This window comes from Flavobacterium sp. RSSB_23, from assembly GCF_051547145.1.
GTDB lineage: Bacteria > Bacteroidota > Bacteroidia > Flavobacteriales > Flavobacteriaceae > Flavobacterium.
Genome location: NZ_JBPTTO010000001.1, coordinates 486,170 through 512,135, shown reverse-complemented (window position 1 = coordinate 512,135; position 25,966 = coordinate 486,170). Strand labels below are relative to the sequence as shown.

Sequence of the window (25,966 nt, the reverse complement as noted above, 5' to 3'; positions counted from 1 at the left end):
TCTATTAATTACCCATCGTTTCTTGCCATGTAATACCAAAATAAACAAATGCAAAGACTACTAAAATAATAGCTACTGCTGATGTTGTCTTATCACTTTTCGTTGCAGAAACTCTTGTAATTACATATAATGACATTATTAAACTATTGCCTATTAACGGAATTCCTCCAAAGTACATCATACAGGGGCTAATTTTAATTAATAAAATTGCTAAAACCGCACTTAAAAATGAACAACTTGAAAACAGAGGAAAATTATATCCTTCTCTTTCTGAGCTAAATTGTTCAATCTCAAGACGGGAAAAAAACTTATTTAATAGAGTTTTTTCGTCATTTGTAAAATCAAATGAAGCATAAATATGTTTTTTTTTAATAAATGGTTTTAAAAGTTTTATTTCGCTTTCTGTTAGGTTTTTAAAATTAACATATTGAATATCTGGAGCCATAATCAATATTCCTTTGTTATCATTGAATGACTTTAAACTAATTTTTTCTTTGTTTTCATCTTGATAAATTTGTTTTTTTGCATCTTGAATCGGAGGACTATTAACTATATCACTACTATTGATTATTTCATTTTTAAGAGATTCAAATTCTTGTATTGAAATAGCTCCAGATTTCAGCAATTCGTTAAGTTCTCTTAATTTGTCTAGTTTGTTTATCATAATTAAAGGTGATGAAAGTGAAATAAATGTTTGGAGTTTGAGGTGTTTTTTTTACTATATATCTAATTTAATTACTACAAAAAATTATAGTATAAAACTCATAAAAAGTAAAATTGTAATATCATTTTTAATCAAATTAATTTGATTAATTGTAACAAAGCTCATTACTTTTTAAGCAGTAAGAATCAACACTACTTGGATTTGGATTTGATATTCCAATATTTTTAAATGTAATTTTAATTGGCTGTCCCTCACATAAAATATTATCCCAATAAACATCAATTGTCATATCTAGCTCACCTACACTAGATGCATCCCTCAAGTTATCAAATCTTCCATTGCCCCATACTGATTTTAAATCATCATAATTTGAATACTTTATAAAAGACCACAAATCATCTTTTGTATTAAAAACTGTCTTTGAAACCTCACTATTTTCTGTTTCAGTAGTATTTTCTGTTTCCTTTGATTCTCCTGAACCAAACGCAATAATTAAAAATGCAAAAACTACTAAAGTCGAACTAAATGTTTTATGTAGGTTATACTTCATCATTCTAAAATTTAATCTTTATACTATTTTTCTTAAACCTTTTTATTAATCACAGTAGTTCCCTCTAGGAACCCACATATCCATAAATATTGAGTTGTCATTTGCATAATTGCAAAATTTATCTTCATCATTATATTTTCTAACTTCATTTGATTCAATCCATTCTTGGTCAATATGTAATACGGTGGTCTTTTTGTCTTTATTTCCAAATTTATCTTCACATTCCTCGTTAACATTAATTTCGAGTTCTGTTATGTTTTGATTTTGGTTTAATACCCACCATATGTCGGAGGCTAGCCCACAATAAGCTACAGTGTACATAAATCCTACTTCATAAGTAAAGGTTGCCGAGTTACCATTTATAACTAAGGAACTAACCTCATTCTCATTTTTTGAGCTATCTGATTTTGAACCACCAGAGCCAAAAGCTAAAAATAAAAATGCTCCAACTATTAAAAACGAAAGAATTGTTTTAAGATGCTTGATTATCATAATGTTTGAATTTATTGTTAATAAAAAAAATGCTTAATAGTAAACCTGAAATTGAAAAAACTAAATCTAATAAATCAAAAGTCCCAGTAAAAACCTTGAATCCTTGTAAAAATTCAATTAAAACACCTGAAATAATTGGAATTAGTAACCAATATTTAACTTTTCCAAAATCATTGTTCCAAAAAATAAGTAAAGCTGAAGAAAAAGAATAAACCCATAGCCCATCTGGTAAAGAATAATAAAACCAAGGAGGAATATAGCTACTTCTTAAAGGATAAATAGTACAACGAATTAATGAAGTAAAATAGTCTATATTACACAATTTAAACCATTCAAACATCCTTAAAGATGGACTTCGAAAAGAAATATAAATTAAACCTCCAATAATTATTGGAATTCCAACATGTATAAAAATTATCTTTTTCATTAGTTAACTATCTATTTTTTTCTCTTTAAATCCAACTCTTCTTTAAAAAAAAGACTTCTTAAGTAACTTTTGTATTTTCAGTATGAGCATAAAAGTTTAATTGTGATTCTAATTTTTTAGAGCAATTTTATATTTCGATTCAAATCTATAGTAAGTTCTTTTTGAAAAAATTAGGAATTAGTTATCGTAGTTAGTCCTTAATTAAACGTTAAAAGATATCTGTGTATTCGAAAATAAAACCTTTCAAATTGAGAGGTTTATGACGACCGAAAAGTATATTTTAAAGCTTATAAGCAATGAAGAGAGTGGATATGCAAATAAAAATGTATAGTCAATAAATGAACATATATTGCGTGTTATTTTTGAATAGACACATTTTAATACGGAATTGCCGTAAATCTACCATTTGTAATATTGAATATTTTTTCTACTATTTGAGTGCCGTTACAGTAGCCTAATGGAGCATAATCCGCCTTATTGGATAAATTACTTAAATTAAATTCTCCTTTTAATGTTTTCCCATCAAAACTCGTAATTTTTACCGTACCCAAAGTATTCTCAGTGTAATATAATTCAACATCTTTATAACAAAGTGTTTGGTCATTGAGTGGTAATTGAAAACTTTCAATATATCCAGTGTATAAATTATATTTTTTATTGACAATCAATGTGTTATCGGTCGTTCTGATTGTCAAACTAAAGATTTCTGTAAAATCGCAAGCCTTCCCTTTTACTTTTGGATTTGCATCAATTATAAACTCATTAAGGTTGGTTGTTGTGATGCCTTTTTTTTCCCAATTTACATTACTCACAAAATCCTTTATCTTGATAGCAGTGTAGTCTTGTTCATACTCAGCATTATTCATTGTGAAACTTATTGACGATTTTGCGTTAACAAGATTATTTGCATTATCAGTAGGCTCATCAGGTTTTGAACAATTGAAAAACAAAAAACTAACGAACAATAGGCATGTGATTTTTTTCATTTTCAGTATTTTTATAATTAATTTGAAATAGTATAATTCTTGTCATAAGATTTGCTTCAACAGGTAAAGCCTGTGAATGAACATTTATTACAAGTTTTCGTTTTACATTTTGAACATCTTTTCGCTTTGTCTCCATTACGGCTAATACGACAACTAGGACACATTGATTTTTTTTCCATTTTTTATTTATTCCAAACCTACATCAAATAAATTATGAAAAAATTAAGAATTAGTTTGCGTAGGGTTTTGACAAGATAGCGTTCGATTACAAATAAAAAAATGTCCATTTCTGAATAATTTTATGCTAATTAGTTTTATTATTTGTATACATAAACAAAAATTCTATAAGTACCGCTAACGGGAATTTCTGTTCCATTAGGCTTTAAGAAAACTACGCTGTAGTTACCAGAAACAGCATATATGCTTTCCTTGTTATCTCCACTTACAAATTTGACATCTGTGACTTTGTTAACATTGCCTGTCTTTTTTAAGTAATAATCGGTTTTACTTTTTTTATCAACGTATGATAACAATAATGTAAAATCAACTAAGCATTCTTGAGATTGAAAATCTAAATTTGCAGTTGAAGCATTACTCGATTTATATTTTGTAAAATCAACCTCATTACCATAATAAGTTAAATAAGAATCAATTGAGAATTCTGATGTCTCAATTATTGGCAAAGAGGTGGAATGAAGTTCTTTTAAATTATCACAAGAATCCCAAAAACCAGGCCCGTATAAAGCCTCAGTTGGTTTATAAGTTGAAATATAATCTTTGTTGTTTAGAGAAGCTTTAAAAAAGCCTTCATTTGAAATTGAACCTTCATCATCCGAATTACTACAACTAGTAAAAGAAATAACTACTAAAACTACAAGGCAAGCACTTTTCAAAAATTTAAATCTATCCATTTTATTATTGTTTATTTGATTAATACAATCAAAACTATAATAATGGAAATAAGAAAAGGATTAGAATTAGTTCTCGTTATGATTTAAAAAATAACCGTCAAAAATTATTCAATTTTGAGTTTCAAAACTACTGTAGTACCTTCATTTGTATTTGAGGAAATAGTTATTGGATTATCATTATCTGCTTGAAATAACGCAATACGCTCTTTTGCTAAATCAATGCCTTTTGATGCATATAGCTTATTTAAATTTCCAGAAATCATACCTTTTCCATTATCAATAATCTGGCAAAAAAGATAATTATCACTCTGTTTGAATGAAAGCACCAATTTTGGATTCATCGAATTAGAATCAAAAGCATGAACGAATACATTTTCAATAAAAGGTTGAAGCAACATTGGAGGAATTTCGGTTTCAAACAAATCCAGTTCTTCATCAACTATTAGTTCAAAATCAACTTGATTTTTGAATCTCATATTTTCTAGCCTAATGTAGGATTGCAAATACTCAATTTCATCACCTAAAGGAATTCGTTGAACAGATGAATTGTTAAGGGTTTGACGAATAATTTTTGAAAATTCCCCCATGTACATTAGTGCATCATCAGTGTTATTATCGATAATGTAGTTCTGAATAGAATTCATGGCGTTAAAGATAAAATGTGGGTTCATTTGGCTTTGTAAAGCTTCCATTTTAGTCTCAGCTAGACGTTGTAGAATTTCGTACTTCGCTTTTTCTTCTTTTTTAATCAGTCGAACTCTATTGAGATAAATAAGATATGCGCAAATTGATAGAATAATAAAACTACTTAATAAAAACCACCAAGTTTTCCAGAACGGAGGAGTTATAATTATAAGCAGTGTCTTAGTTTGAAATACATCACCTGTTCCAATATTTTTTCCTTCAATAACTAATTTATAATTTCCATTTGGTATACCAAGCAATTGAATCTTTTTATTAGATTCAAAATTGTTCCAATTATTTGATAAACCTATAACTTTATAACGGTAAACATTTTTATCAGCATTGAAAATAGTATTTGCGGAAAAGACAATCTCTACATCATTTTGATTGTAATCTAGTTTTAATTCATTATGATTGTATGTATTCCAAGTAATATTGCTATTTGCAAATAGTTCACCATTTACTTTGATTGTGGAAATATTGATTGGTTTTTTGTTACTTATGTTGCTTTTTAGAACTTCTGCAACATTCAGTTGAATTAATCCATCATTAGTTCCAATTAGTAAATTACCATTTTTGTCTTTTATACAATCGTTAAATTGAATATCTGTTAAACCCTCTGATTTGTTAATGAGTTTGATGAATTTATTATTTTGGACAACATTGATTCCTTTGTTTGTTCCAATGAAATAAGTTCCTTTTGATTGTTCTACAAACGAAATAGAAGTTCCAGATAGCTCTTTATAAGGTTTGTAAATGTGTAAAATATCGAGTCCAGTTCCGTTCCATCTTGCGATGTAAACCTTTCCAGTGTTTGTTCCAATTACTAATTGACCAGAGTCGTTAATAATTAAATCTTTGATGAAATTTTCATTGAATTTTAAAGATTGGAATTTATTATTATATAGCAAATACAATCCTTTTTGATGTGATGCAAACCAAATCCTATTTCCGTCTTTTACAATTTTCATTATTCCTCTTGGTACGGATGAGTCTTTAATCGAATAATCTCTATAATAAGTCCAATCAAATTTATTGGGTATAAAGTAAATATGAGAATACATTCTGCCATAGTAGGCTTGGTCTTTTTTATCAAAAACTAAATGACCACCATCGAAAAATTTATGAAAAAGAATTTTATAGGTTTTATCAAAACAAAAAGTTCCAATAGTTGTATTTACCCAAATATTGCCTTGATTATCGGAAACAATATTGAATGATGTAAAATTATTTCTTGTGTTGTACTTTTTATAATCCGCATCAATCTTAACATCTACCCCTTTTTGTTTAAGATAAATCAAAATCTTATTCCAAATAGTTGCTTTATCAAATAGGGTATATTTTAAGTCTTTGTGAAGAAGTAAAATATTGTCCTTTGCTCCAATCCAAGTAGTATTATTGTCATCATTATACAATTCTTGAATTTCCAGTCCTTTCAATCCAAAAAAAGTAGGTCTCAAAAAATTAATCTGCTTACTTAAATCAACTCGATAAATTCCTTTATCACCAGAACCGACCCAAAGTTGTTTGGTTTCTTTGTCATAAAGCAAGCACCAAAGCATAGTAGAAGTAATATTTGCTTGTTTGGTTATATCTATTAACTTGCCCTTCTGGTATTTTAACAACCCTCCATTTGGGTCAGTCACATTCCATGAAGCACAGTAAATATTGTTTTCATCGTCCTTTGCAAAATCCCAAATAATAGCAGAAGGGAGAGTTATTTCTTTATTAGTAGTCAAATCTTTAGTAAACAAAAGACGATTTGCTCCACCACTCAGGTATTTATTGTCGCTAATAAAAGAGGAATAAGATATAATTGGTCGAAATATTTTCTCTAGCCTAGCATATTGAATATCTTTATTGATTATTAGATTAAATGTATCACTATAAGAAGCTGTAATATAAATCTTTTCCTCAGTTTCTTCTATGCCCACAACTTGAAAACTCCCCCAAGGAGTATATTTAGCCAGTGATTTAAACTTCTTGCCATCAAATAATCCAAGTCCTTTTTCAGTAGCAAGAATCAAACATTTATATTTTTTTGAATAATGAATTTTGCGAATAGAATTATTAACCAATCCATCTTTTTCGTTATAGTAGACAAACTTTTTACCATCGTATTTTGCCAATCCATGTCCATACAACGACAACCACAAATTTTTCTTTTCATCTTCTACAATAGACCAAACACTGTCGTATTTCAATCCACTTGTTTCGTTAAATATTTTTAAAGTTGAACCATCATAACAGCATAATCCAGCTTCAGTGCCAATCCAAAGTAACCCTCTACTGTCTTTATAAAAACATTTGATGTCATTACTAGGTAAACCATCATTAATTGTAATATTTACACTTGGAATATTTTGAGCAACAACTATTTTAATAAAAAATAATAGTATAAATGAGAACTTATTTCTTTTGTATGATAGCATTGATAAAGTTTTCTTTTTGTCTAACAGAAACGGGAAGTGATTCTCCATTTGCCAATTCAACTAGTAATTCATTAGCCTTACTAAAACGATTCACATAATTTAGGTTTACTAGGTAGGATTTATGAATTCTTTGAAAAATGGAACGTGGCAGTAACTCTTCAATATATTTCAAGGTTTTGGATAAGATAATATTTCTGCCGTCTAAGCAAACAATTTTGCAATAGTTACTATCAGCTTCACAATACAAGATTGCATTTGTTTTAAGCAACTCAAAACCGTTTTCTGTTGGTAATGCTATCCTATTAAACTCTGAGCCACCAGTGTCAATATTCTCTAAAAGCAATCTTAATTTTTCCTCTTGTGATGCTTTATTTTGTTTATCATCATACTTTTTAATAGTCTCTAATAAATCAATATAATTGATTGGTTTTAACAAATAATCCAAAGCACTACATTTGATGGCATCAATGGCAAATTCCGAATGTGCAGTGGTGAAAATTACTTCAAAATGAATTTTATTCAACTCTTTAAAAAGTTGAAATCCATTTTTGTTAGGCATTTGAACATCGAGAAAAATTAATTCTGGATTATACTTTTCAATAGATTCAATTGCTTCATCAACGCTTTCGCATTTGTCTAAAATTAAAAATTTATCAGGAAAATAACGAGTTAAAAGCTTTTCTAAAAACTCTCTAGCATTGTATTCGTCGTCGATAATAATGGTCTTAATCATTTTATAAATGTAGAAATATTTAAGTTAATTCCTAAAGTTGAATTAGTAAACGTAGAAGTATTTAAAGTTATCGAAAAGGTCTAAATTTAGAATCCTTCAAAAAATCCCTAATCCGAATCTAGTTGACAAAAAAGCTTTTACCGAGAAATACCTTTCAAATACATAAAAAATCTTCTCTAATTAAATAATACAACATATTTACTTGATTCTCAATTACTATTTTTCCTTCTATCACCTTGTTTAGGGTATTTATATAACACTTACTTAAATTTTTAACATCTTTCATTTTAAGTTTTGGATACCTCATGCTTACAATATTAGTTTCTCCAATTTGTTATTCTAACATAATTTATAAATTTCATTTTTTTTTGCTAAACAATTTATCCAGTCCTTAGGAATCGCATCATAACCATAGAGCAAAGCAGAAATTCCACCAGTCACAGCTCCAGTTGTATCAGTATCCTTGCCTAAATTTACAGCTTTCAAAACTGCTTCTTGATAAGTATTGGTTTTGAGCAAACACCAAATGCTAGCTTCTAAAGTATGAAGTACATATCCGCTACTATTTATCTCACTTTCTTCTAAATTAAAAATATCATCTTTCAATAGTGATTCAAATAATTCAATTTCAATTGGATTGATTTCATTTTTAATTAAAAAATCTGATATTTCATTTTTAAGTGCTTTATATATCTCAAATTTATTTTGACCTTGAGCAATTCTTCTAGAGAATTCTAGGTAATAAAAACAAGCAATAACAGAACGGATATGAGCGTGTGTTAAAGACGAGACTTGTTTTGTAATTGCAAATCTTTCTTTGATTGGTTTATCTTTGATATGAATTAAAAGAGGTAGAATTCTCATTAAAGAGCCATTCCCATTATCATTTTCTCCTATTCCCCCAGCAAGCTCTGGTTTTTCTCCCATCGCTAATTTTTCAATGGCAATTCTTGTTGCAATACCAATATCAAATACCCAACCATGTGGCGTCCAATAGTTATCATCTTTCCAAGAAATAAATTTATTAGCCAGTTTTTGCAAATCCAATCCTTCAATAATATTTTCAGCTAAACAGAAAGTAAGCGAACTGTCATCTGACCAAGTTCCCTTGGGTTGGTCGTGTGTTCCATAACCTATCATATCAGTTATAGGACTTTTTTTTAGATATGCCCTATCTTTAAATTCTACAGGAACTCCAAGTGCATCTCCAACCGCAACTCCAAAAAGAATATCTTTTAACAAATCATTTAAATTTTTCATTTTATAAAATTATCACATTCAATTTCAGCTTCAACTATATATTTATTAATCTTACTATTGTTATACTTTATAAATACTTTAAATGAATAACTTTCATTAATTAATTCTCCATTAACTTCCACATCCATTGTGATTCTAGCAGAAATAAAGGTTATATCATTATTTAAAATTATTTCATTATGCATTAAGAATCCATTTTCAAATTGAATCAATTCATTATTTACTTCAGTATAAATATTTCTAGAAATTAAACCTAAATGATATATTTTATCATCAAAAAGCTTAACCTTAACTGTAATCGTTTCTTTAATGTTTTTAAAAGTCTTTTCAAATTCAATTCTTGAATCTTCAAAAGCATTATATCTTTGCACTAAATTTAATCTACTACCTGAATATTTAATATAAACATTAACTGGTACTGGGGGAATTGAAATTTTTATCATTTTTAATTATGTTATTGAAATCTATTAATATAAAATTTGAGAAAAAGCGGTTTATTTTGATTGAACAATAAATCCATTTTGAAAAATAATTATTGGCTCTTTTTTTTTAAATGGCATTATAACACTATCATACAATATTTGAATTAATATTTGCTTGCTTTCATAATGAATTAGTTTAAAAAATAGATTTTCAATATTAAATTCATCTTCTATATTTAAAACGAAACTACCCAAAAAACCAAATTCTTTTTGTTCTACATAAATCCCATTCTCCAAATCTGATGAAATTGAAATCAATTCTGAATTAAATAATGGAAACAAAAGATATTCAGAGTTTAATTCTTTGAATTTTAGTTTTTTAACTTTTTTATTTTTAAACCATACTTCAATTTGATTTGCTGAAGAATTCAACAAGCCATCGATAACATTACCGTTTAAATCTTCAAAATTTGAAATATTTTCATTGCCAAGCCTATGATAGAAAAAAGGGTCAATAATGGCTTCATGAATAGGTTTTCCAATCTTAGAACAGATTGAGTTATACATTTCATACTCTTCCATTGTAAAATCCACCTTTTTTAATGTCCATAGTTCTCCGAAAATGTTAATTTTAAGTTTATATAAATTCAATGTATTTGCTTATTATGAAGAGGATTTACTTAAATTAAAAAAACAAAATTAATTCAGAACTTAGCCATAAAGTGACAAAGTTAAATTGATTGCCGAATTAATATTTTTATATATTTGACAATAGAACTTCACACGCTTTTACATGAGAGAATTAAATCACAAGGATACTTTTGCAACCATTGAACAATGGTTAGATGATAATTTAGAAGAGGAAAAATCGTTCGTCCCACACGCCACTCCAATACCAAATATTAAATCAAAAGGAATTTATTTCTGGTTTATGCAATCTGATAGATACAAAGTGCTAAGCGGTTTTGTTACTATACATCCTATTGAACCTCATTATACTAAATATATTGATGGAGTAAAATATGATTTAGTTTATTTAGGAACCTCGGGCACAGGAAAACAAGGAAATAGTAATATTTATAAAAGGCTGTTATGGCACATAGAACAAAATCATAAAGATGGTGAAGTTTACCACGGAACATTATCAACTTTAAGAGCAGGACTTGGAGCTCTTTTAGCAGATGATTTAATAATACCTAATACGGAAAGTTTAGTCAATACCTTAATGAAAAAATATATGAAGATATATTGGATTGAGTATCTAGATGATAAATTCTTAATAGATAACGATGAAAAATATTTAATAAAAGCAATAAAACCTTTATTAAATTTAAAAAACAATCCAAATGCAAGAGCAAATGCACAAGATAATTCAACACAAGTTTATAAAATAAGAAGAGCTGTCGTATACATGAATACAAAACAAAGATTAGGTAATATTTAAGACTAAAAACTCAAGCACATTGTTTAAATGTAAAAAAAGTATCATGAATGAAATAGAAATTTGTCTCCAAAATAAAATTACCATAGCCAATGGGGTAATACAGCCAATAATATTGCAAGCCATTTTAAATCTTTATCAACAAGGTAATCATCAAATGACTGCTAAAATGGTTCAAAATCATTGCCTAATTCTTGACAACATAACACTATGGAATCAAAGAATACCTGCAATATGTAACTCGATGCGAAACGCTACTGAATGTGGAGGGATAATTATCGGAGAAGACAGAAATTTTAATGATTTTACAATTGCTTTTAATGGAAATGATACTAATTTATTTGCTCCAACTCCAAAAAGCAAATCTACTAACGAGAAAGATAAATCTACTTCAAAAGCAAAATCTCCACAAGCCAAAAATAATACTAACCAAGCAAAAATTATCTTAAGTAAAAATTTTAAAGTTGTGATGATTTGTGCTGGGCAAAAAAATAATTCTTTCTTTACAGCATACCCTATTGAAAAATTTGTAGATAATCCATCAAACAATTTTGAACATCATCCTGATGATATAAAAGAAAATTCTGAAACTACATGGAGAGATTATTTAATAGATAATCAAAATGATAAAAATCTTTTGGAGGCTTATCGATTATATGTTCCAAGAACACTCCCTAATGTATATTTAGAGTCACACAATAGATTTATGGCTAATCTTTATATACTTTCAGCTGGTTGGGGTTTAGTAAGAGCTAATTATAGATTGCCTAAATATGATATTACATTTTCAAAAGCTACAAATGTATCCCTAAATGCAAGGAGAAATTTCAATACGACTCAATATCAAGATTTTAATCAATTGGATAAAAATGATGATAATGACATAGTTTTTATTGGTTCTCCTGATTACATTCCTCTTTTTATTCATTTAACTGAAAATTTAAAGAATCGTAAAATCATTTATTGGAAGAAAAAAAACACTCCAAATACATATCCTTTACCAAACAATTCATTTTTATACAGATTTTATCTCACCACGACAAATACTAATTGGTATTATGAATTAGCAAGAGATTTTTGTAGTGGATTAATTCCATAATCAATTCAACCTTTCACATTTATCACCAAACCTATCAATAAAATAGTCAATTTCACGATTGTCCCAAACTGTAATTTCTAAAATGGTAAAATCTTTAGTTTTTTCTATAATTTGTTGTGATGAGTGAATAGTTTTGTTTTCTATTATTCCCATAGCCCAATCGGTAAATTTTAATCTAAATGTCTTTAGCCTACTCTCCCAATCATACCAAATTCCGAGACTGTTTTTTAAAAGGTTTTCTAAATTACTTTTCTTGTGAATTTTTTGATAATCAAAATAGATAAATTTTTCACTTAAATTAAATTCATCTGTTTCTATTATCGCTGGATATACATGTTTTTCTATAAATTTATCAAGGGCAAAGGTTTTCAATAATATTCCAACCTCGTTTGTATTTTCATCAATATCAGTTCCTAATAAATAATATCGGTTATCATAATATCTAATTTGCAACGGTGCAATTTGTTTAAATTTTACTTCTCCTTTTCTGTCGTATAAAAATTTAATAGCTTGCCCATTTTTGATATATTCAATAATTTTACCAGCGAGTATAAGTAATTTGTCTTGTCCATTTAGGGAAGGTTGAACATGAACAAAATAGGGAAATGGATTTAAATCATCTTTACTGAAATCAAATTCATCCATCAAAGCTGATTTAAGCCATGAAACAGCATTCATATTCTTTTCGGTATCTAATAATCCTAAAAGCAATGGAAAAGTGAGTTGTTCTTCTTTTGTGAGATTATGGTTTTCTGGATAACCTTCAAGAACAAAATAATTCCGACCATTAAACTTTCTAGAATTGATTATATAACCGTTTTCCAATAAACTTTCTTTTGCTCTATCAAAAGTTCTTCTGGATATTGCATCAATACCATAATCCGTTTTTAATACTCTATTTAGCGAAGATAAAAGTTCATCTAAATTGAGTTTTTTTTCCCTTAAAAGTTTTATAATTATTTTCTTGTATAGTTTTCTTTTGCTGTAATCTTCCATAAAATTGGATTATTTAATACGAAGATAAATATAACTTTCCCATTTTATGCCAAAACCGATAGTAGTTTAATCACAATAAAATACATCTGATTTAATCTTAAAATCAAAAAATCTATTCATTTCTATTCTAATCATTGTTTTATAAATAACCTGTCATTTTTATTTCATAATTTATATATTTGTATTGTAAGTATTGTGAATGTTTCCAGTTCTTTGGTACCCTCGTTGGTACCCTGTAAAATATATTTTTTGTAAACAATTGAATTCATTGGCTTGAAGCGATATTAAGAAAGAACCTCTTTCTCCGCTAAAACCCCGAAAACAAAATGTTTTCGGGGTTTTGTCTTTTATGGCTTTTCAATAAATTTCAAAAGACTATTGTTCTTTAAAGAAAGTATATCTGTTAAGTCCATAAATTACAACACCCATAAAACATCACTATTTAACTCTTTAATAGCGTATGAATATCAAATTGATCGCCATTGGCAAAACCGACAATAAAGCACTACAAACCTTAATCGATGATTATACCAAACGATTGTCGTTTTACATCAAATTTGAATTGGAAATCATTCCTGATATCAAGAATGTAAAAAACTTGTCCGAGAGTCAGCAAAAAGAAAAAGAAGGCGAATTGATTCTTTCGAAAATCACACCAACAGATCAATTAATTTTACTAGACGAAAACGGAAAAACCTTCTCTAGTGTGGGTTTCTCAGCCGAATTGCAGAAAAAAATGAACTCAGGTATCAAAACCTTAGTTTTTGTGATTGGTGGACCTTATGGTTTTTCAGACACAGTTTATGCTAAAGCACAAGGCAAAATTTCACTATCATTAATGACCTTTTCCCATCAAATGGTGCGTTTATTCTTTATCGAACAATTGTATCGTGGATTTACTATTTTACGCAACGAACCATACCATCATCAATAAACACTAAAAAGAAACATTTTATTGATTTCTATAATTGTAGTTAAAAAATGAATTCTTGTCGAGGCGCATTGGCGTCAAATCCGTTATACTGCAAGCCTTTTATAAAGATTTGATGTTGTAGGTAAGTATCAAAACTACTTTCTTTTGCAAAACCAAAATACAGCGTTCTCGTTTTGTCGCTTGGCAATTGATTCAAATAGTCTTGTAAAGCAGTTTTCTTAATTTCTTTAGCATCTACAATAACAGTATTGTTTAGAGTAAAAAGAATAAAAGTACCAACTTTTGGCCTCTCCATTTTATAGGTCACGTTCGTAAACGAAACGAAAGCCAAGTTTTTATGAAGGCTATCGGCATACGAAAAATAGTTTTCGGAGGTTTCGCTTTTGTGCATGCTTTTCTCTTTTTTAGCTTGCATCTTGCTTACTTGGGGAATAACTAAACGCAGAGGTAATCGTTTATCAATGTTGAATACCCAATGAGTCGAACTAATAGTATTGCTCCTATTCAAATCTGCAATAGTGTCTTTTCCCTTTAAAGCAAAGAAAATATAAACGGGCGAATGTTCCCCGATGCTTGTTACCAATGACTGATTTGACTTAGGTAATTGAACTTCTTTTTTTCCTTCGCAAGCTACCAAAAGAATAGCCAAAACACTTAAAATAACTGATTTCATTATTATTATTGTATTACTACTTTTTGCCATAATTTAATGGTTTCTACTGCTTCTTTTATGTCATGAACTCTCAAAATTGAAGCTCCTTTTTCTAAGGCAAGAGTATTCAAAACAGTGGTGCCATTTAAGGCTTCTTCAGGTTTAATTTGTAATGTTTTATGAATCATTGATTTTCGGGAAACTCCAGCTAAAATTGGTAAATCTAAAGTTTTAAAAACATCCAAATGACGCAACAATTCAAAATTTTGATCAATAGTCTTAGCAAATCCAAAGCCTGGATCTACAATCAAATCTGATATTCCCAAACTACGCGCAACTGCGATTCGTTCTGAAAAGTACAACAACATTTCTTTAACCAAATCATCATATTGCGCAAGTGCACTCATTGTTTGCGGCGTACCCTTCATGTGCATCATAATGTAAGGCACTTGATAATTAGCTACAATTTTCAACATCAACGGGTCCAAAAGTCCAGCAGAAATATCGTTAACAATAGCAGCCCCTTGGTCCAAACACAACTGAGCCACATCGCTTCTAAACGTATCGATAGACACTATTGCTTCTGGAAAATGTTGTACGATAGAAGCCACCACAGGTATCGTTCTAGCCTTTTCTTCTTGAACAGTAACCTCTACAGCATTGGGCTTACTTGAATAGCCTCCTACATCAATAAAAGTAGCACCATCTGTAAGCATTTGTTCTACTCTTTGTAAAACTTCGCGATCATTAGTATAACGACCTCCGTCAAAAAAAGAATCGGGTGTAACATTCAAAATCCCCATTACTTTGGGGGTAGATAAGTCAATTAATTCACCATTGCAGTTGATTGTCATGATTTTGTTGATTGTTGTATAAATTTGGTAAACGATTCCAAAAAAATAGCTTATTTTTGGAGCAATCAGAATACAAATATACACCAATAATGAAGAATACTTCACAAGAATACGATGCGGTTATAACCATTTGTCGGCAATTATTTATCAATAAAATGAAAGATTACGGAAGTGCTTGGCGCATACTAAGATTGCCTTCGCTGACCGACCAAATATTTATCAAAGCACAACGCATCCGCAGTTTACAAGAAAACGACATCCGAAAAGTTGACGAAGACGAAACTGGCGAATTCATTGGGATTATCAATTATTCGATTATGGCTTTGATTCAGCTTGAATTGGGAGTGGTAGAACAACCCGACTTAGACGTAACCGCTGCTACCACTTGGTACGACACCAAAATCGAACTTACCAAAACTTTGATGGAAGCTAAAAATCACGATTATGGCGAAGCTTGGCGCGAAATGCGAGTGAGTTCGCTTACCGATTTGATTTTACAAAAACTACTCCGAGTGAAACAAATTGAAGACAACAAAGGCAAAACATTAGTTTCTGAAGGCATTGATGCCAATTATCAAGACATGATAAACTATGCTGTTTTTGCGCTAATCTTAATGCAATTTCATTTGAAAAAATAAATTATTCCCCACTATGAAAAACATTCTTACCCAATTCTCCCGACTTTTCGTTGGAATTTTATTTATCATTTCTGGATTAATCAAACTCAACGACCCGGTTGGATTCTCTTATAAACTAGCCGAATATTTTAGTGAACCTGTTTTTAATATGCCTTTTTTAGAACCATTTGCTTTAGCAATTGCATTGTTTTTGGTAATACTAGAAGTAATTTTGGGTGTGTTATTATTAATTGGTTACAAAACCAAATTCACCATTTGGAGTTTATTAATTCTAATTGTTTTATTTACCTTTTTGACCTTTTACTCCGCCTATTTTGATGTCGTGAAAGATTGTGGTTGTTTTGGTGATGCTTTAAAACTAACGCCATGGCAATCCTTTACGAAAGACATTGTTTTATTATTTTTTATTTTAATACTATACTTTAATCAAAAATTAGTACAACCATTATTTGGAGTAAAAACACAAAATGTTCTTGTTACCCTTGCAGTAGCACTTTGTTGCTTTATGGGGTATTGGGTATTGAATCACTTGCCTTTAAAAGACTTTAGACCCTTTAAAGTAGGAAACAATATCAACGAAGGGATGCAAATTCCAGAGAATGCTCCAAAAAGCGAAGTAGAAATGGTTTTTATCTACAAAGTAAATGGCGTTCAAAAAGAATTTACAGAAAAAGAGTTAATGAATATCCCAGCAGGCGCCACATTTGTTGACAGAATTGATAAAGTAATCAAAGAAGGCTACATTCCGCCAATTCATGATTTTACTATGGAAAAAGACGGTGTAGACTATAAGGATCAATTTTTAAAAGATCAAAAATTAATACTTATTGTAGCTTATGATTTAAACAAATCCAACGCCGAAGGAATGGCTAAAATGGAGGCTTTGCATAAAAAAGCTTTGATTAAAGGCTATAGAGTAATTGGAATGACTGCTTCTTCTCCTGAGCAAATTGAGAAAGTAAAAAAACAGTTTGGTCTCACTTTCGATTTTTATTTCTGTGATGCTATTGCGCTTAAAACCATTGAAAGAGCCAACCCTAGTGTCGTGATTATCTCGAAAGCAGTAGTCAAACAAAAAGTTCATTACAACGATATTGAAGATTTAAAGCTATAATCCCTTCAAAATCAAACAACAAAAAAGAGTGTCCTCCATTAAACGGAAGGCACTCTTTTTTTTGTAAAAGCTAGATTTTCTTTTAAAAAGGTATCGAAAAACAATTTTAGAATTTTAGTTTTAGCACCAATCTGAATGAATCACTAAAGAGCACTCGCATTTTACGACAAATCCCCTATTTTATTAACGATAACGTTATTGTTGTATTTTTTTAACAAAAAAACAACTAAACTAACAATCCGAGCGGTGCCTAGATGAAATAGTTTCTTTAAATTTGTAGGCAATGAAAAAACCAACAATATGAAAAAAATAATCGCTCTTTTTATTGCTTTTGCTAGTTTTTCGTGCACTCAAGCTCAAAAATCAGCATTTTCGTCAGTAGCTTTAAATGAAAAATTATTAGCAGCAAATGACAGTCAAGTAGCTTTTAAAGATGTTTTAAAAAAACATAAAGGCAAAACAGTAGTCATTGAAGTATGGGCCTCTTGGTGTGGTGATTGTGTAAAAGCAATGCCAAAATTAAAAGAATTACAAGCCAATCATCCAAAGGTAGATTATGTATTTATCTCTATGGATAAAACCGCTGATAAATGGAAAACGGGTATTGAAAAACACGAAATCAAAGGCGATCATTATATGGCCAATGACCAAATGAAAGGTGTTTTTGGAAAAGCCATCGACCTCGATTGGATTCCGCGTTACATCATTATCGACAAAAAAGGGAAAATCGTGCGTTACCGTGCTATTGAAACCGATTTTGCAGCCATCGACGAAACATTAAAAAGTTTAAAATAAAATAATACAACCTTTAAATACAAAAAAAATGAGAAAGAAGATTGTGGCAGGAAACTGGAAAATGCATAAAAATGCAGCACAAACCCAAGAATTATTGACTGACTTACTAGCAAAAATACCTACTGAAACTACTGCAGAAGTAATTGTAGCACCAACTTTTATAAACTTAGCGGCTGCGGTAACCAAATTAGAAGGAAGCGCTATTGAAGTTGCAGCACAAAACCTTCACCAAGCGGAAAGCGGCGCTTTTACAGGTGAAATTTCTGCTGATATGATTAAAAGTGTGGGCGTGAACCACGTTATCTTAGGACATTCTGAGCGTAGAGCTATTTTCCACGAAACTGATGCTTTGATTGCATCAAAAGTTGATACTGCGTTAGAACACGATATGACGGTAATTTTCTGTTTTGGTGAAGAATTAAAAGACCGTCAATCTGGAAATCATTTCAACATTGTGGAAAACCAATTGAAAGATGGTTTATTCCATATTACAGCTGCTGATTGGGAAAAAGTAGTTTTAGCTTACGAGCCAGTTTGGGCTATCGGAACAGGAGAAACGGCTTCACCAGAGCAAGCACAAGAAATGCATGAATTTATTAGAGAAACCGTTCGTAAAGCCTTCGGAAGCGATATCGCAGAAGACCTTACCATCTTATACGGTGGAAGTGTAAAACCAGACAACGCGAAAGAAATTTTCTCTAAACCTGATGTAGACGGAGGTCTAATTGGTGGTGCTGCCTTGAACGCAACTGATTTCTTAGCGATTGTAACTGCTATCTAATCCAATCATAAAGTAAGCAATCCGAAATCTTGCTGCTGAATCTATAAAAAACCTGGCCAAATCGTCAGGTTTTTTTTGTATATTATAAATACTAGCCAAGAAAATAAGTTGTTGTTATTATATAAAAACACGATAAATAGAAACCAAAAAGTATTCAATTCGACTCATAATTCTAAATGTGAAGAAAAACCATTAAATTAGTATCTTTGAAATCTAAAATGTGTAGGTATGAATGCTAATGAAACCATTTTGAACCAAAAACTAGAATTAATCCAGTGGCTTTCAACTATTGAAGATACTGCTATTATTCAGAAAATTATGGATTTAAGAAAGAAAGAAAGCACAGATTGGTGGAATTCTATTTCTGAAAATGAGAAACAATCCATTGAACTTGGTCTAGAAGATGCAAAATCAGGCAAACTAAACGAGCATTCTGAAGCAAGAGCATTATATGAAAAGTGGTTATAAAATTCTATGGACCGATAACGCACTTCAAGAATTAGAAGCTACACTAAATTATCTACAAGAAAAGTGGACTGCAAAAGAACTTAAAAATTTAGCAGTTGCTCTAGAAAAAACATTACAACTTATCGCTCAAAATCCATATATTTTTCAAGCCTCAGTTGAGAAAAAAGAAATTCGAAGAGCTGTTATTTTACATTTAAATACCCTTTACTATCGTATTTCTGAAAACCGAATTGAAATTTTATCTTTCTTTTCCAATCGACAAAGCCCCAAAAAAAGAAAATTAAAATAATCTTTTCAAAGTCTCAAATTATCTCGGTGATAATAGCCTTGCATCACCGAGATATTACATCCTATTTTACCTAAAATCGAATTTGGTATTGCAACAAAACTTGGTTGTAATCGTATTGTGCCGAATTGGGAATACTTTTGTTGTAATCTACAAAAAGCCCCACCAACGATAACTTTCCAATATAATCTTCTCCCAAAATATAACTCGCCATAGGTGTGTAAATTCGGAGTGGATTACCAGCTTTCACTAGATTCTCGAGGTATTCATAGCGAAACGAAAACTCTATGCCTATTTTTTTGTCTACATCTATAATTTTTCGAACCAAAGGAATCACATAAACACCTTGCATTTCATAATCATTCAATTCTTTTGGAACAAGTTTCGAAGCAGTATACGCATTCAAATTCGAGCCTCGTTTATATTCTGTATCCAAAGCCAAGCATAATGTTGGACTAATTTTTTTCTCAAACTGCAAATCGGCACCATATGCCTTAGAGGATTGCCCATCCCAACGCGAAAAACCAACATTGCCACCCAAATTAACGTACTTGCCTAACTTGTATTCTAACCGAAACATATGATGCTTGGCATTATCGGAGTCGGCGACTTGATTTTTTCCATTTCCGTTGACAAAACTATAATAGTACTTGAGCGGAATTTTTAAATCTGATAAGGAACCGAAAACGGCGGCACCTATCTGAAAACTTTGCCAGCCATTGTTCCCAAAAAGAGTGTACTGATTGGACCAATTATAAGATTTTAAAATATCTGCTGGGTACAAATCTTCTAAGCCAAAATAAGGACGAAATTGCCCAGCTTGAATCGACAAATAGTTATTGGCTTTGTATTTCAAATTAGCCAATTCTAAAACACGGGTTTGTGGGTTGTTTTTAAAATCAGCTAAATTAATCAGCACTTGAGCCGTAATTTTATTGATTTCGAACTTGGCTTGTAAGCGAACATAACGAAGGTAAAAACCATTATCTGAAGCCTTATCATCGGTAGTGTGATTGCCATTCATATCCACATTAGAGGAAAATGTTTTGGCATAATCCCCTACAAAAAGAACAGCATAACTGGCTTTTTTGGTTAAGAAATCAAGCTTTTTATCTGCAGCTTGGGTTTCTTTGGGTGGTTTTAAAAGTGAAGGTTGATTTTCGATTTTCTTTTCTGATGGTTCAGTGCTTTGACTATAGCAAAGCGAGGTGAAGAATGCCAAGGGAAATAGCATCCATTTTTTGAATTCAATAAGCATTTTTTTTAGTATTTTGAAAGAAGCTTTAGAGGTAGTTAACCCGATTTTTTAAGAAGGAACTGCTTTAGTTTCTTGTAAAAGCTTCTGTATTAAAGAAACCCTAAAATTAAAACACAGCACTCGCCTATTCTATGATAAAAATCAGGAAATGGCTTTTTTGCTGTCTTTTAAATACCAAAATAAATGCAAGAAATATCCTCAATAAACTTGTGGTATTTACAAGCAATTGATACATTTGAAAGAACACTAATTATAGATTCTTTCTTCAATAAAAAGCGTTTTGAAAGAAAAACAAAAAAATGATTTATGGCAAAATGGACAACAGAAAACCCTGCTTTTGTAGACACTTGGTTTTCATTATTTCGATTAGGGCAGACAAAAAAACAATTCAATGCTGCGGATACTATCAAAATGTCGGAGCTTACATTTTTCAATCCGTTATCAAGTAAGGATAATCTAAAAATTGAAGCCACATTAATTGCCGATACCATTGATAAAGTTTTTTCGAGTTGGGGTGCCAAACTAGAAAATTCTATATCTAGAAATACAGCCATAAACGATATGATTCAGATTCTTTTAGATGAAGATAAAACAATAAAAGATTTGGCTGAAAAGAATGACGAAAACTATTTTTTTACAAACGAAATTAAACTCGAGAATGAATCGTAAACTACTATTTTTTGTCCTGATTCTATCTTCATATAGCGGATTGAATGCACAATCGTTTACAACTATTGCATCCAAAGACAAACTACTGCAAGAAAACAAAGTCATAGAAAAAGTTGATTCTCTAAAAAAGCAACCCGAAAATTGGGGGCTTTTATTAGATTTCATGGAGTTAAAAATCCAAAAAAAAGACACTTCGTATCTAAAATGGTTGAATAACTTTGATTTGGATTTGAAAACCTTTCAAAACAAAGATTCTACTAAATCGGCTTTAGGATTTGCCTACAACCTCAACATCGAAAGAGCAAAAATCACTGAGAAAGGCCATATAAAAAGAGGAAAATCAATATCACTAGAGACAAAAGGGAATGTATCTTTTAACAAAGAAGTCAATCCCTACAATTTTCTAAACACCAAATTGGCTTTAAATCTCTTCCGAATTGGAGGAGGCGTAACCGTAACCACAACCCCAAATGATTTGGTTTACTACGCCAATTTACGCAGAAAGCTCGCTACCTACGAAAGTTCCGAAGCCATACTAAATGCCCCAGAATGGCATGAAATGAATGAAAAATTCAAACTCAAAAACAGTTGGATTCTCAAATATGATTTGAATGCAGGCTTAGAATCAAATCAAGATTTTTCCAAAAAACAAAGCACGCTAGGTATGCGATTGGGCGGTAGCTTGAAATCTTGGGATAAAAACAACATCGCATCAAAACTCAATATACTTGATTATCCTTTTGCTTTCCTCAGAAAATTAACCCAATACAAAGGAATGCTGCATTCGGGCATTACCCTTCCTACGCTATTGTTCGGTTTTGATTATGTAAATCCGATAAAAGATACATTACGAAAAAAAAGTGACCCTAATCTAAAGCCTTTCCCACGTATGCATTTCGAAGCGGGTTTTAGAACCGTACTTACTGAGATTTCTTCCCAAACACTCTTTTTCAATAGTTCTTTTAAATACTTCAAAGAAATTAATGCCTCGAATGAAATAAAAAATAATAGCTTTGATTCGTTTTCATATTTCACAGCAGCTATCGCCTCTTCAAGTGGAGTCTATGTAAGCTACTCCAACGGAAAACTGCCTTTTGACAGACGAAAAGAAGCCGTGTATGAAATTGGATTCAAATACCAATTGGACTAGTAGACCAGCTGCTATTCTTTATTTAAGTTAAAAATTCTAATCGAAAGTTATGCTTACTAAAGTTCATCATATCGCAATTATTTGTTCCGATTATGAAAAATCGAAACGTTTTTATATTGAAGTATTGGGATTAGAGATTATTTGTGAAATTTATAGAGAAGAAAGAGCGTCATACAAACTCGATTTAGCACTCAATGGTGACTACATTATTGAACTTTTTTCGTTTCCCAATCCTCCTTCAAGACCTTCACGCCCTGAAGCTACGGGTTTGCGTCACTTGGCTTTTGAAGTCGATGATTTGGATAAAATTGTAGACCATTTACAAAAAAATCAAATCGAAATGGAAGCCATTCGCACAGATGAATTCACCAACAAACGCTTTCTTTTTATTGCAGACCCTGACCAGTTGCCCATTGAATTTTATGAAAAGTAACTAGGATAAGCAAAATCAATGTATATTAGCTTATTCATCAAAAGATTGCAATAAAACGCTTTTGACCAGTATAAAACATCATAAGAAACCTGACCTTTTACCTTTTAGATATGAAAAAAACAATTTGGACTTTGCTAGCCCTAACCTTATTTGTACAAACACATTGGTCCCAAAAATCAATCGAAATACTAAAGAAAGAAGCAAATACGAGCATTGAAAAAGAAAAGGCTACTTACAAGAAAATAGCTTTGAATATTTGGGATTTTGCCGAATTAGGATACAAAGAAACAAATAGTTCTAACTTACTCGCGCAACAATTAAAAGAAAATGATTTCTCCGTTACTACTGGTGTAGCAGGGATACCTACAGCTTTTGTTGCTACGTATGGCTCGGGTTATCCTGTGATTGGGATATTAGCAGAGTACGATGCGCTTCCTGGATTATCACAAGATACCTCGCCTACCAAAACATTGATTCCGAATAAAAATAATGGTCACGGATGTGGACATCATCTATTTGGAACTGGCTCCATTGCTGCTGGTATAGCCATCAAAAATCTAATAAAAGAAGGCAAATTAAAAGGGACAATAAAAGTCTTTGGATGTCCTGCAGAAGAAGGCGGAAGCGGAAAAGTATATATGGTGAGAGAGGGGCTTTTCAACAATGTTGATGTTGTCTTGCATTGGCATCCTTCGGATAATAATTCGGTAACCTACACTAGTGCTTTGGCTAACAAATCGGCTAAGTTTCGATTTTATGGGATTTCATCGCACGCGGCTGCTTCTCCAGAGCAAGGACGTTCCGCTTTGGATGCTGTCGAAGCTATGGATTATATGGTCAATATGATGCGGGAACATATTCCGCAAGAAACAAGAATTCATTATGTCATCACTAATGGTGGCAAAGCACCAAATGTGGTTCCAGAATTTGCAGAAGTGTATTACTATGTGCGTAACCCAGAAAAAACTGTGGCGGTCAATGTTTTTGACCGAGTAGCTAAAGCAGCAGAAGGTGCCGCTTTGGGAACTGGAACCCGTTCCGAATATGAAATCATCGGAGGTACTCACGATTTGCTCATCAACAAAACATTGGCCGATGCCATACAAATCAATTTAGAAAAAGTTGGAGGCGTACAGTATACACCGGAAGAAATAGCTTTTGCGACTAAAATTCAAAGCAGTTTTATCGACAAAAAACCTCCTATTGCCAACGCGGCTAAAGTCAATCCGATGCATATCGAGAAAAATCTAGGCTCCACCGATGTAGGTGATGTAAGTTATACCGTTCCGACAGTTGGAATCGAAACTGCAACTTGGGTTCCAGGAACTGGAGCACACAGCTGGCAAGCCGTAGCCTGTGGCGGAACCAATATAGGTATCAAAGGAATGCTTGTGGCTGCCAAAACACTTTCGTATATGGCCATCGATTTGTTTACGAATCCATCTTTGGTTCAAAAAGCCAAAGAAGAATTCAAATCCAGCAAAGGCGACTATGAATACAAACCTTTACTTGGTGACCGTAAACCAGCCTTGAATTATAGAGATTAAAAAAATCCCCTAAACTTTTTAAAATAGTTTAGGGGATTGTTATTTTTATTTTATTTTCAATTCACTACGAAAGCAAATCATACACCTGATTGGCAATCTCCACTTCCTCATTGGTTGGAACCACCAATATTTTTGTTTTAGAACTTGGCGTATTAATTTCTCTGATTTCTTTAGAGCGAATACTGTTTTGCTCTTCATCCAATTCAAGACCAAAGTAATCCATATCAGCACATACTAATCGACGAATATAATCTGAATTCTCTCCAATTCCTGCTGTAAAAACAATAGCGTCCAAACCATTCAAAACAGCGGCATACGAACCAATGAATTTTTTAATTCGGTACGCGTTCATTGCTAGTGCCAACTGACATTCCTTATTACCTGCCTCTGCATTACTTTCTATATCTCTCAAATCGCTGTAGCCTGTTAGGCCCAACATTCCACTTTGTTTTTGAAGTAAAGCATTTACTTCATCTGTAGAGTAGCCCAACGATTTTACCAAATAGAAAATTATCGATGGGTCCACATCACCGCTTCGAGTTCCCATAATCAATCCGTTCATAGGTCCAAAACCAAGCGTGTGGTCTATACTTTTTCCATCTTTGATAGCCGTCATACTACAACCATTTCCTAAATGAATGGTAACTATTTTGTCAGCTTTATGCTTAGCCGTTTGTGTTAAATACTGAATGGCTTTTTCAGAAACATACTTGTGGCTGGTACCGTGAAATCCGTAAGCACGAATTTTATGTTCTGACAATAAATAATTCGGAATAGGATATTTATAAGCCTCAACTGGCATTGTTTGATGGAAAGCCGTATCAAAAACCGCCACTTGTTTGGCCGACTCAAAAATTTGTTCTGCCACAATAATCCCTTCCAAATTAGCAGGATTATGCAACGGAGCCAATTCAAAAAGTTGTCGGATTTCCTCTTTTACTTCGTTTGTAATTACTACCGTATTCGAAAAAGAACTTCCTCCGTGAACCACTCTGTGCCCTACTGCTTTAATTTCTGAAGTAGACTGAATCACTCCAACTTTTTCATCCATCAACAACTGCGCAATTTTTTGCAAACCCACTTTATGATTGGCAATTGGCAATGACTCCACAATTTTATTCGTCGCTGTGGTGTAGGTCAAATTAGAAGTATCCAACCCAATTCGGTCAATCATTCCACTACAAATTACCTTTTGTTCTGGCATTTCTATCAATTGATACTTTATCGATGAACTTCCTGAATTTATAATTACAATTTTCATATATGTAAATTTTACTATTTTGTTTGGCT

General features: G+C 31.4%; 29 protein-coding genes. 13 read left to right on the top strand and 16 right to left on the bottom strand.

What is annotated here, in order from left to right:
* Positions 1–4: 4 nt before the first annotated feature.
* The 11 genes from ACSVH9_RS02325 to ACSVH9_RS02275 all read right to left on the bottom strand — a co-directional run bounded on the left by ACSVH9_RS02325 (position 5) and on the right by ACSVH9_RS02275 (position 10,143).
* Positions 5–664 carry an SHOCT domain-containing protein gene (locus ACSVH9_RS02325; protein ID WP_438062301.1) on the bottom strand — a complete coding sequence of 220 codons (660 nt, stop codon included), beginning with the start codon at positions 662–664 and terminating at the stop codon, positions 5–7.
* A 145-nt stretch (positions 665–809) separates the two neighbouring features.
* Positions 810–1,217, bottom strand: coding sequence for a hypothetical protein (locus ACSVH9_RS02320; protein ID WP_438062300.1), 408 nt, complete (start codon positions 1,215–1,217; stop codon positions 810–812).
* 42 nt (positions 1,218–1,259) lie between these two features.
* Positions 1,260–1,706: a hypothetical protein gene (locus ACSVH9_RS02315; protein WP_438062299.1), complete on the bottom strand. Its 447-nt coding sequence runs from the start codon at positions 1,704–1,706 to the stop codon at positions 1,260–1,262.
* The gene (locus ACSVH9_RS02310) at positions 1,687–2,133 is read right to left on the bottom strand and encodes a hypothetical protein (protein WP_438062298.1); all 447 of its coding nucleotides are present in this window, start codon (positions 2,131–2,133) and stop codon (positions 1,687–1,689) included. The genes ACSVH9_RS02315 and ACSVH9_RS02310 overlap by 20 nt, the downstream gene beginning before the upstream one ends.
* Positions 2,134–2,510: 377 nt before the next feature.
* Positions 2,511–3,119 (bottom strand): hypothetical protein, encoded by a 609-nt coding sequence (locus ACSVH9_RS02305; RefSeq protein ID WP_438062297.1) that lies wholly within the window; start codon positions 3,117–3,119, stop codon positions 2,511–2,513.
* A 317-nt stretch (positions 3,120–3,436) separates the two neighbouring features.
* Positions 3,437–4,030 carry a hypothetical protein gene (locus ACSVH9_RS02300; RefSeq protein ID WP_438062296.1) on the bottom strand — a complete coding sequence of 198 codons (594 nt, stop codon included), beginning with the start codon at positions 4,028–4,030 and terminating at the stop codon, positions 3,437–3,439.
* Positions 4,031–4,134: 104 nt separating this feature from the next.
* The gene (locus ACSVH9_RS02295) at positions 4,135–7,146 is read right to left on the bottom strand and encodes a histidine kinase (protein WP_438062295.1); all 3,012 of its coding nucleotides are present in this window, start codon (positions 7,144–7,146) and stop codon (positions 4,135–4,137) included.
* Positions 7,124–7,879, bottom strand: coding sequence for a LytR/AlgR family response regulator transcription factor (locus ACSVH9_RS02290; protein ID WP_438062294.1), 756 nt, complete (start codon positions 7,877–7,879; stop codon positions 7,124–7,126). The genes ACSVH9_RS02295 and ACSVH9_RS02290 overlap by 23 nt, the downstream gene beginning before the upstream one ends.
* A 339-nt stretch (positions 7,880–8,218) precedes the next feature.
* On the bottom strand, positions 8,219–9,139 hold the full coding sequence (locus ACSVH9_RS02285; protein WP_438062293.1) for an ADP-ribosylglycohydrolase family protein: 921 nt from the start codon (positions 9,137–9,139) through the stop codon (positions 8,219–8,221).
* Positions 9,136–9,582 carry a hypothetical protein gene (locus ACSVH9_RS02280; RefSeq protein ID WP_438062292.1) on the bottom strand — a complete coding sequence of 149 codons (447 nt, stop codon included), beginning with the start codon at positions 9,580–9,582 and terminating at the stop codon, positions 9,136–9,138. Before ACSVH9_RS02280 ends, ACSVH9_RS02285 begins: the two co-directional genes overlap by 4 nt.
* A 51-nt stretch (positions 9,583–9,633) precedes the next feature.
* Complete coding sequence (locus tag ACSVH9_RS02275) at positions 9,634–10,143, bottom strand: hypothetical protein (protein WP_438062291.1); 510 nt, start codon at positions 10,141–10,143, stop codon at positions 9,634–9,636.
* A gap of 211 nt (positions 10,144–10,354) precedes the next feature.
* On the opposite strand from ACSVH9_RS02275, the gene ACSVH9_RS02270 reads away from it, so the two are divergent.
* Together ACSVH9_RS02270 and ACSVH9_RS02265 are read left to right on the top strand one after the other, a co-directional pair.
* Complete coding sequence (locus tag ACSVH9_RS02270; protein WP_438062290.1) at positions 10,355–11,005, top strand: GIY-YIG nuclease family protein; 651 nt, start codon at positions 10,355–10,357, stop codon at positions 11,003–11,005.
* Positions 11,006–11,048: 43 nt separating this feature from the next.
* Positions 11,049–12,101 carry a hypothetical protein gene (locus ACSVH9_RS02265; protein ID WP_438062289.1) on the top strand — a complete coding sequence of 351 codons (1,053 nt, stop codon included), beginning with the start codon at positions 11,049–11,051 and terminating at the stop codon, positions 12,099–12,101.
* Here ACSVH9_RS02265 and ACSVH9_RS02260 read toward each other — a convergent pair whose 3' ends face one another.
* Positions 12,102–13,097, bottom strand: a complete 996-nt coding sequence (locus tag ACSVH9_RS02260; RefSeq protein WP_438062288.1) for a helix-turn-helix transcriptional regulator — start codon at positions 13,095–13,097, stop codon at positions 12,102–12,104. It abuts the gene before it with no gap.
* A gap of 460 nt (positions 13,098–13,557) precedes the next feature.
* On the opposite strand from ACSVH9_RS02260, the gene rlmH reads away from it, so the two are divergent.
* Positions 13,558–14,031, top strand: a complete 474-nt coding sequence (rlmH, locus tag ACSVH9_RS02255) for a 23S rRNA (pseudouridine(1915)-N(3))-methyltransferase RlmH (RefSeq protein ID WP_300978946.1) — start codon at positions 13,558–13,560, stop codon at positions 14,029–14,031.
* 40 nt (positions 14,032–14,071) lie between these two features.
* Here the strand turns inward: rlmH and ACSVH9_RS02250 are convergent, their stop codons facing one another.
* Together ACSVH9_RS02250 and folP are read right to left on the bottom strand one after the other, a co-directional pair.
* Positions 14,072–14,704, bottom strand: coding sequence for a hypothetical protein (locus tag ACSVH9_RS02250; protein ID WP_438062287.1), 633 nt, complete (start codon positions 14,702–14,704; stop codon positions 14,072–14,074).
* 5 nt (positions 14,705–14,709) lie between these two features.
* Complete coding sequence (gene folP / locus ACSVH9_RS02245; RefSeq protein ID WP_438062286.1) at positions 14,710–15,537, bottom strand: dihydropteroate synthase; 828 nt, start codon at positions 15,535–15,537, stop codon at positions 14,710–14,712.
* Positions 15,538–15,626: 89 nt separating this feature from the next.
* Between folP and ACSVH9_RS02240 the strand changes: the two genes are divergently transcribed.
* The 6 genes from ACSVH9_RS02240 to ACSVH9_RS02215 all read left to right on the top strand — a co-directional run bounded on the left by ACSVH9_RS02240 (position 15,627) and on the right by ACSVH9_RS02215 (position 19,622).
* A complete protein-coding gene (locus ACSVH9_RS02240; protein WP_315169701.1) occupies positions 15,627–16,175 on the top strand; it encodes a DUF1599 domain-containing protein in 549 nt (182 codons plus the stop codon).
* Positions 16,176–16,188: 13 nt separating this feature from the next.
* A complete protein-coding gene (locus ACSVH9_RS02235) occupies positions 16,189–17,289 on the top strand; it encodes a BT_3928 family protein (RefSeq protein ID WP_438062285.1) in 1,101 nt (366 codons plus the stop codon).
* Between the two features lie 300 nt (positions 17,290–17,589).
* A complete protein-coding gene (locus tag ACSVH9_RS02230; RefSeq protein ID WP_438062284.1) occupies positions 17,590–18,084 on the top strand; it encodes a TlpA family protein disulfide reductase in 495 nt (164 codons plus the stop codon).
* A gap of 28 nt (positions 18,085–18,112) precedes the next feature.
* Positions 18,113–18,865, top strand: a complete 753-nt coding sequence (tpiA, locus tag ACSVH9_RS02225) for a triose-phosphate isomerase (protein WP_438062283.1) — start codon at positions 18,113–18,115, stop codon at positions 18,863–18,865.
* 228 nt (positions 18,866–19,093) lie between these two features.
* The gene (locus ACSVH9_RS02220; RefSeq protein WP_438062282.1) at positions 19,094–19,333 is read left to right on the top strand and encodes a hypothetical protein; all 240 of its coding nucleotides are present in this window, start codon (positions 19,094–19,096) and stop codon (positions 19,331–19,333) included.
* Positions 19,317–19,622 (top strand): type II toxin-antitoxin system RelE/ParE family toxin, encoded by a 306-nt coding sequence (locus tag ACSVH9_RS02215; protein WP_315146016.1) that lies wholly within the window; start codon positions 19,317–19,319, stop codon positions 19,620–19,622. The genes ACSVH9_RS02220 and ACSVH9_RS02215 overlap by 17 nt, the downstream gene beginning before the upstream one ends.
* Positions 19,623–19,692: 70 nt before the next feature.
* Here the strand turns inward: ACSVH9_RS02215 and ACSVH9_RS02210 are convergent, their stop codons facing one another.
* Positions 19,693–20,877, bottom strand: a complete 1,185-nt coding sequence (locus tag ACSVH9_RS02210) for a porin (protein WP_438062281.1) — start codon at positions 20,875–20,877, stop codon at positions 19,693–19,695.
* A gap of 306 nt (positions 20,878–21,183) precedes the next feature.
* On the opposite strand from ACSVH9_RS02210, the gene ACSVH9_RS02205 reads away from it, so the two are divergent.
* From ACSVH9_RS02205 to ACSVH9_RS02190, 4 genes are all read left to right on the top strand, one after another.
* Positions 21,184–21,546: a hypothetical protein gene (locus ACSVH9_RS02205; protein WP_159683669.1), complete on the top strand. Its 363-nt coding sequence runs from the start codon at positions 21,184–21,186 to the stop codon at positions 21,544–21,546.
* Positions 21,536–22,696 carry a hypothetical protein gene (locus ACSVH9_RS02200; RefSeq protein ID WP_438062280.1) on the top strand — a complete coding sequence of 387 codons (1,161 nt, stop codon included), beginning with the start codon at positions 21,536–21,538 and terminating at the stop codon, positions 22,694–22,696. The genes ACSVH9_RS02205 and ACSVH9_RS02200 overlap by 11 nt, the downstream gene beginning before the upstream one ends.
* A gap of 49 nt (positions 22,697–22,745) precedes the next feature.
* Positions 22,746–23,129 carry an SMU1112c/YaeR family gloxylase I-like metalloprotein gene (gene gloA2 / locus ACSVH9_RS02195; protein ID WP_438062279.1) on the top strand — a complete coding sequence of 128 codons (384 nt, stop codon included), beginning with the start codon at positions 22,746–22,748 and terminating at the stop codon, positions 23,127–23,129.
* Between the two features lie 110 nt (positions 23,130–23,239).
* Positions 23,240–24,676 (top strand): amidohydrolase, encoded by a 1,437-nt coding sequence (locus ACSVH9_RS02190; protein WP_438062278.1) that lies wholly within the window; start codon positions 23,240–23,242, stop codon positions 24,674–24,676.
* 64 nt (positions 24,677–24,740) lie between these two features.
* On the opposite strand, the gene ACSVH9_RS02185 is transcribed toward ACSVH9_RS02190, so the two are convergent.
* Entirely contained in the window at positions 24,741–25,937 is a 1,197-nt protein-coding gene (locus ACSVH9_RS02185; RefSeq protein ID WP_438062277.1) for an acetate/propionate family kinase, read from the bottom strand.
* Between the last annotated feature and the right edge of the window lie 29 nt (positions 25,938–25,966).

Bases quoted from the DNA above. Each gene is read 5' to 3' on its own strand.
- ACSVH9_RS02230 (WP_438062284.1), top strand. From the start codon at position 17,590: ATGAAAAAAATAATCGCTCTTTTTATTGCTTTTGCTAGTTTTTCGTGC.
- ACSVH9_RS02315 (WP_438062299.1), bottom strand. From the start codon at position 1,706: ATGATAATCAAGCATCTTAAAACAATTCTTTCGTTTTTAATAGTTGGA.
- ACSVH9_RS02250 (WP_438062287.1), bottom strand. From the start codon at position 14,704: ATGAAATCAGTTATTTTAAGTGTTTTGGCTATTCTTTTGGTAGCTTGC.
- ACSVH9_RS02295 (WP_438062295.1), bottom strand. From the start codon at position 7,146: ATGCTATCATACAAAAGAAATAAGTTCTCATTTATACTATTATTTTTT.
- ACSVH9_RS02215 (WP_315146016.1), top strand. From the start codon at position 19,317: ATGAAAAGTGGTTATAAAATTCTATGGACCGATAACGCACTTCAAGAA.
- ACSVH9_RS02310 (WP_438062298.1), bottom strand. From the start codon at position 2,133: ATGAAAAAGATAATTTTTATACATGTTGGAATTCCAATAATTATTGGA.
- ACSVH9_RS02210 (WP_438062281.1), bottom strand. From the start codon at position 20,877: ATGCTTATTGAATTCAAAAAATGGATGCTATTTCCCTTGGCATTCTTC.
- ACSVH9_RS02300 (WP_438062296.1), bottom strand. From the start codon at position 4,030: ATGGATAGATTTAAATTTTTGAAAAGTGCTTGCCTTGTAGTTTTAGTA.
- ACSVH9_RS02205 (WP_159683669.1), top strand. From the start codon at position 21,184: ATGGCAAAATGGACAACAGAAAACCCTGCTTTTGTAGACACTTGGTTT.
- ACSVH9_RS02190 (WP_438062278.1), top strand. From the start codon at position 23,240: ATGAAAAAAACAATTTGGACTTTGCTAGCCCTAACCTTATTTGTACAA.
- ACSVH9_RS02200 (WP_438062280.1), top strand. From the start codon at position 21,536: ATGAATCGTAAACTACTATTTTTTGTCCTGATTCTATCTTCATATAGC.
- ACSVH9_RS02265 (WP_438062289.1), top strand. From the start codon at position 11,049: ATGAATGAAATAGAAATTTGTCTCCAAAATAAAATTACCATAGCCAAT.
- ACSVH9_RS02325 (WP_438062301.1), bottom strand. From the start codon at position 664: ATGATAAACAAACTAGACAAATTAAGAGAACTTAACGAATTGCTGAAA.
- ACSVH9_RS02185 (WP_438062277.1), bottom strand. From the start codon at position 25,937: ATGAAAATTGTAATTATAAATTCAGGAAGTTCATCGATAAAGTATCAA.
- ACSVH9_RS02270 (WP_438062290.1), top strand. From the start codon at position 10,355: ATGAGAGAATTAAATCACAAGGATACTTTTGCAACCATTGAACAATGG.
- folP (WP_438062286.1), bottom strand. From the start codon at position 15,537: ATGACAATCAACTGCAATGGTGAATTAATTGACTTATCTACCCCCAAA.
- ACSVH9_RS02285 (WP_438062293.1), bottom strand. From the start codon at position 9,139: ATGAAAAATTTAAATGATTTGTTAAAAGATATTCTTTTTGGAGTTGCG.
- ACSVH9_RS02305 (WP_438062297.1), bottom strand. From the start codon at position 3,119: ATGAAAAAAATCACATGCCTATTGTTCGTTAGTTTTTTGTTTTTCAAT.
- ACSVH9_RS02220 (WP_438062282.1), top strand. From the start codon at position 19,094: ATGAATGCTAATGAAACCATTTTGAACCAAAAACTAGAATTAATCCAG.
- ACSVH9_RS02240 (WP_315169701.1), top strand. From the start codon at position 15,627: ATGAAGAATACTTCACAAGAATACGATGCGGTTATAACCATTTGTCGG.
- rlmH (WP_300978946.1), top strand. From the start codon at position 13,558: ATGAATATCAAATTGATCGCCATTGGCAAAACCGACAATAAAGCACTA.
- gloA2 (WP_438062279.1), top strand. From the start codon at position 22,746: ATGCTTACTAAAGTTCATCATATCGCAATTATTTGTTCCGATTATGAA.
- ACSVH9_RS02280 (WP_438062292.1), bottom strand. From the start codon at position 9,582: ATGATAAAAATTTCAATTCCCCCAGTACCAGTTAATGTTTATATTAAA.
- ACSVH9_RS02260 (WP_438062288.1), bottom strand. From the start codon at position 13,097: ATGGAAGATTACAGCAAAAGAAAACTATACAAGAAAATAATTATAAAA.
- ACSVH9_RS02275 (WP_438062291.1), bottom strand. From the start codon at position 10,143: ATGGAAGAGTATGAAATGTATAACTCAATCTGTTCTAAGATTGGAAAA.
- ACSVH9_RS02235 (WP_438062285.1), top strand. From the start codon at position 16,189: ATGAAAAACATTCTTACCCAATTCTCCCGACTTTTCGTTGGAATTTTA.
- tpiA (WP_438062283.1), top strand. From the start codon at position 18,113: ATGAGAAAGAAGATTGTGGCAGGAAACTGGAAAATGCATAAAAATGCA.
- ACSVH9_RS02320 (WP_438062300.1), bottom strand. From the start codon at position 1,217: ATGATGAAGTATAACCTACATAAAACATTTAGTTCGACTTTAGTAGTT.
- ACSVH9_RS02290 (WP_438062294.1), bottom strand. From the start codon at position 7,879: ATGATTAAGACCATTATTATCGACGACGAATACAATGCTAGAGAGTTT.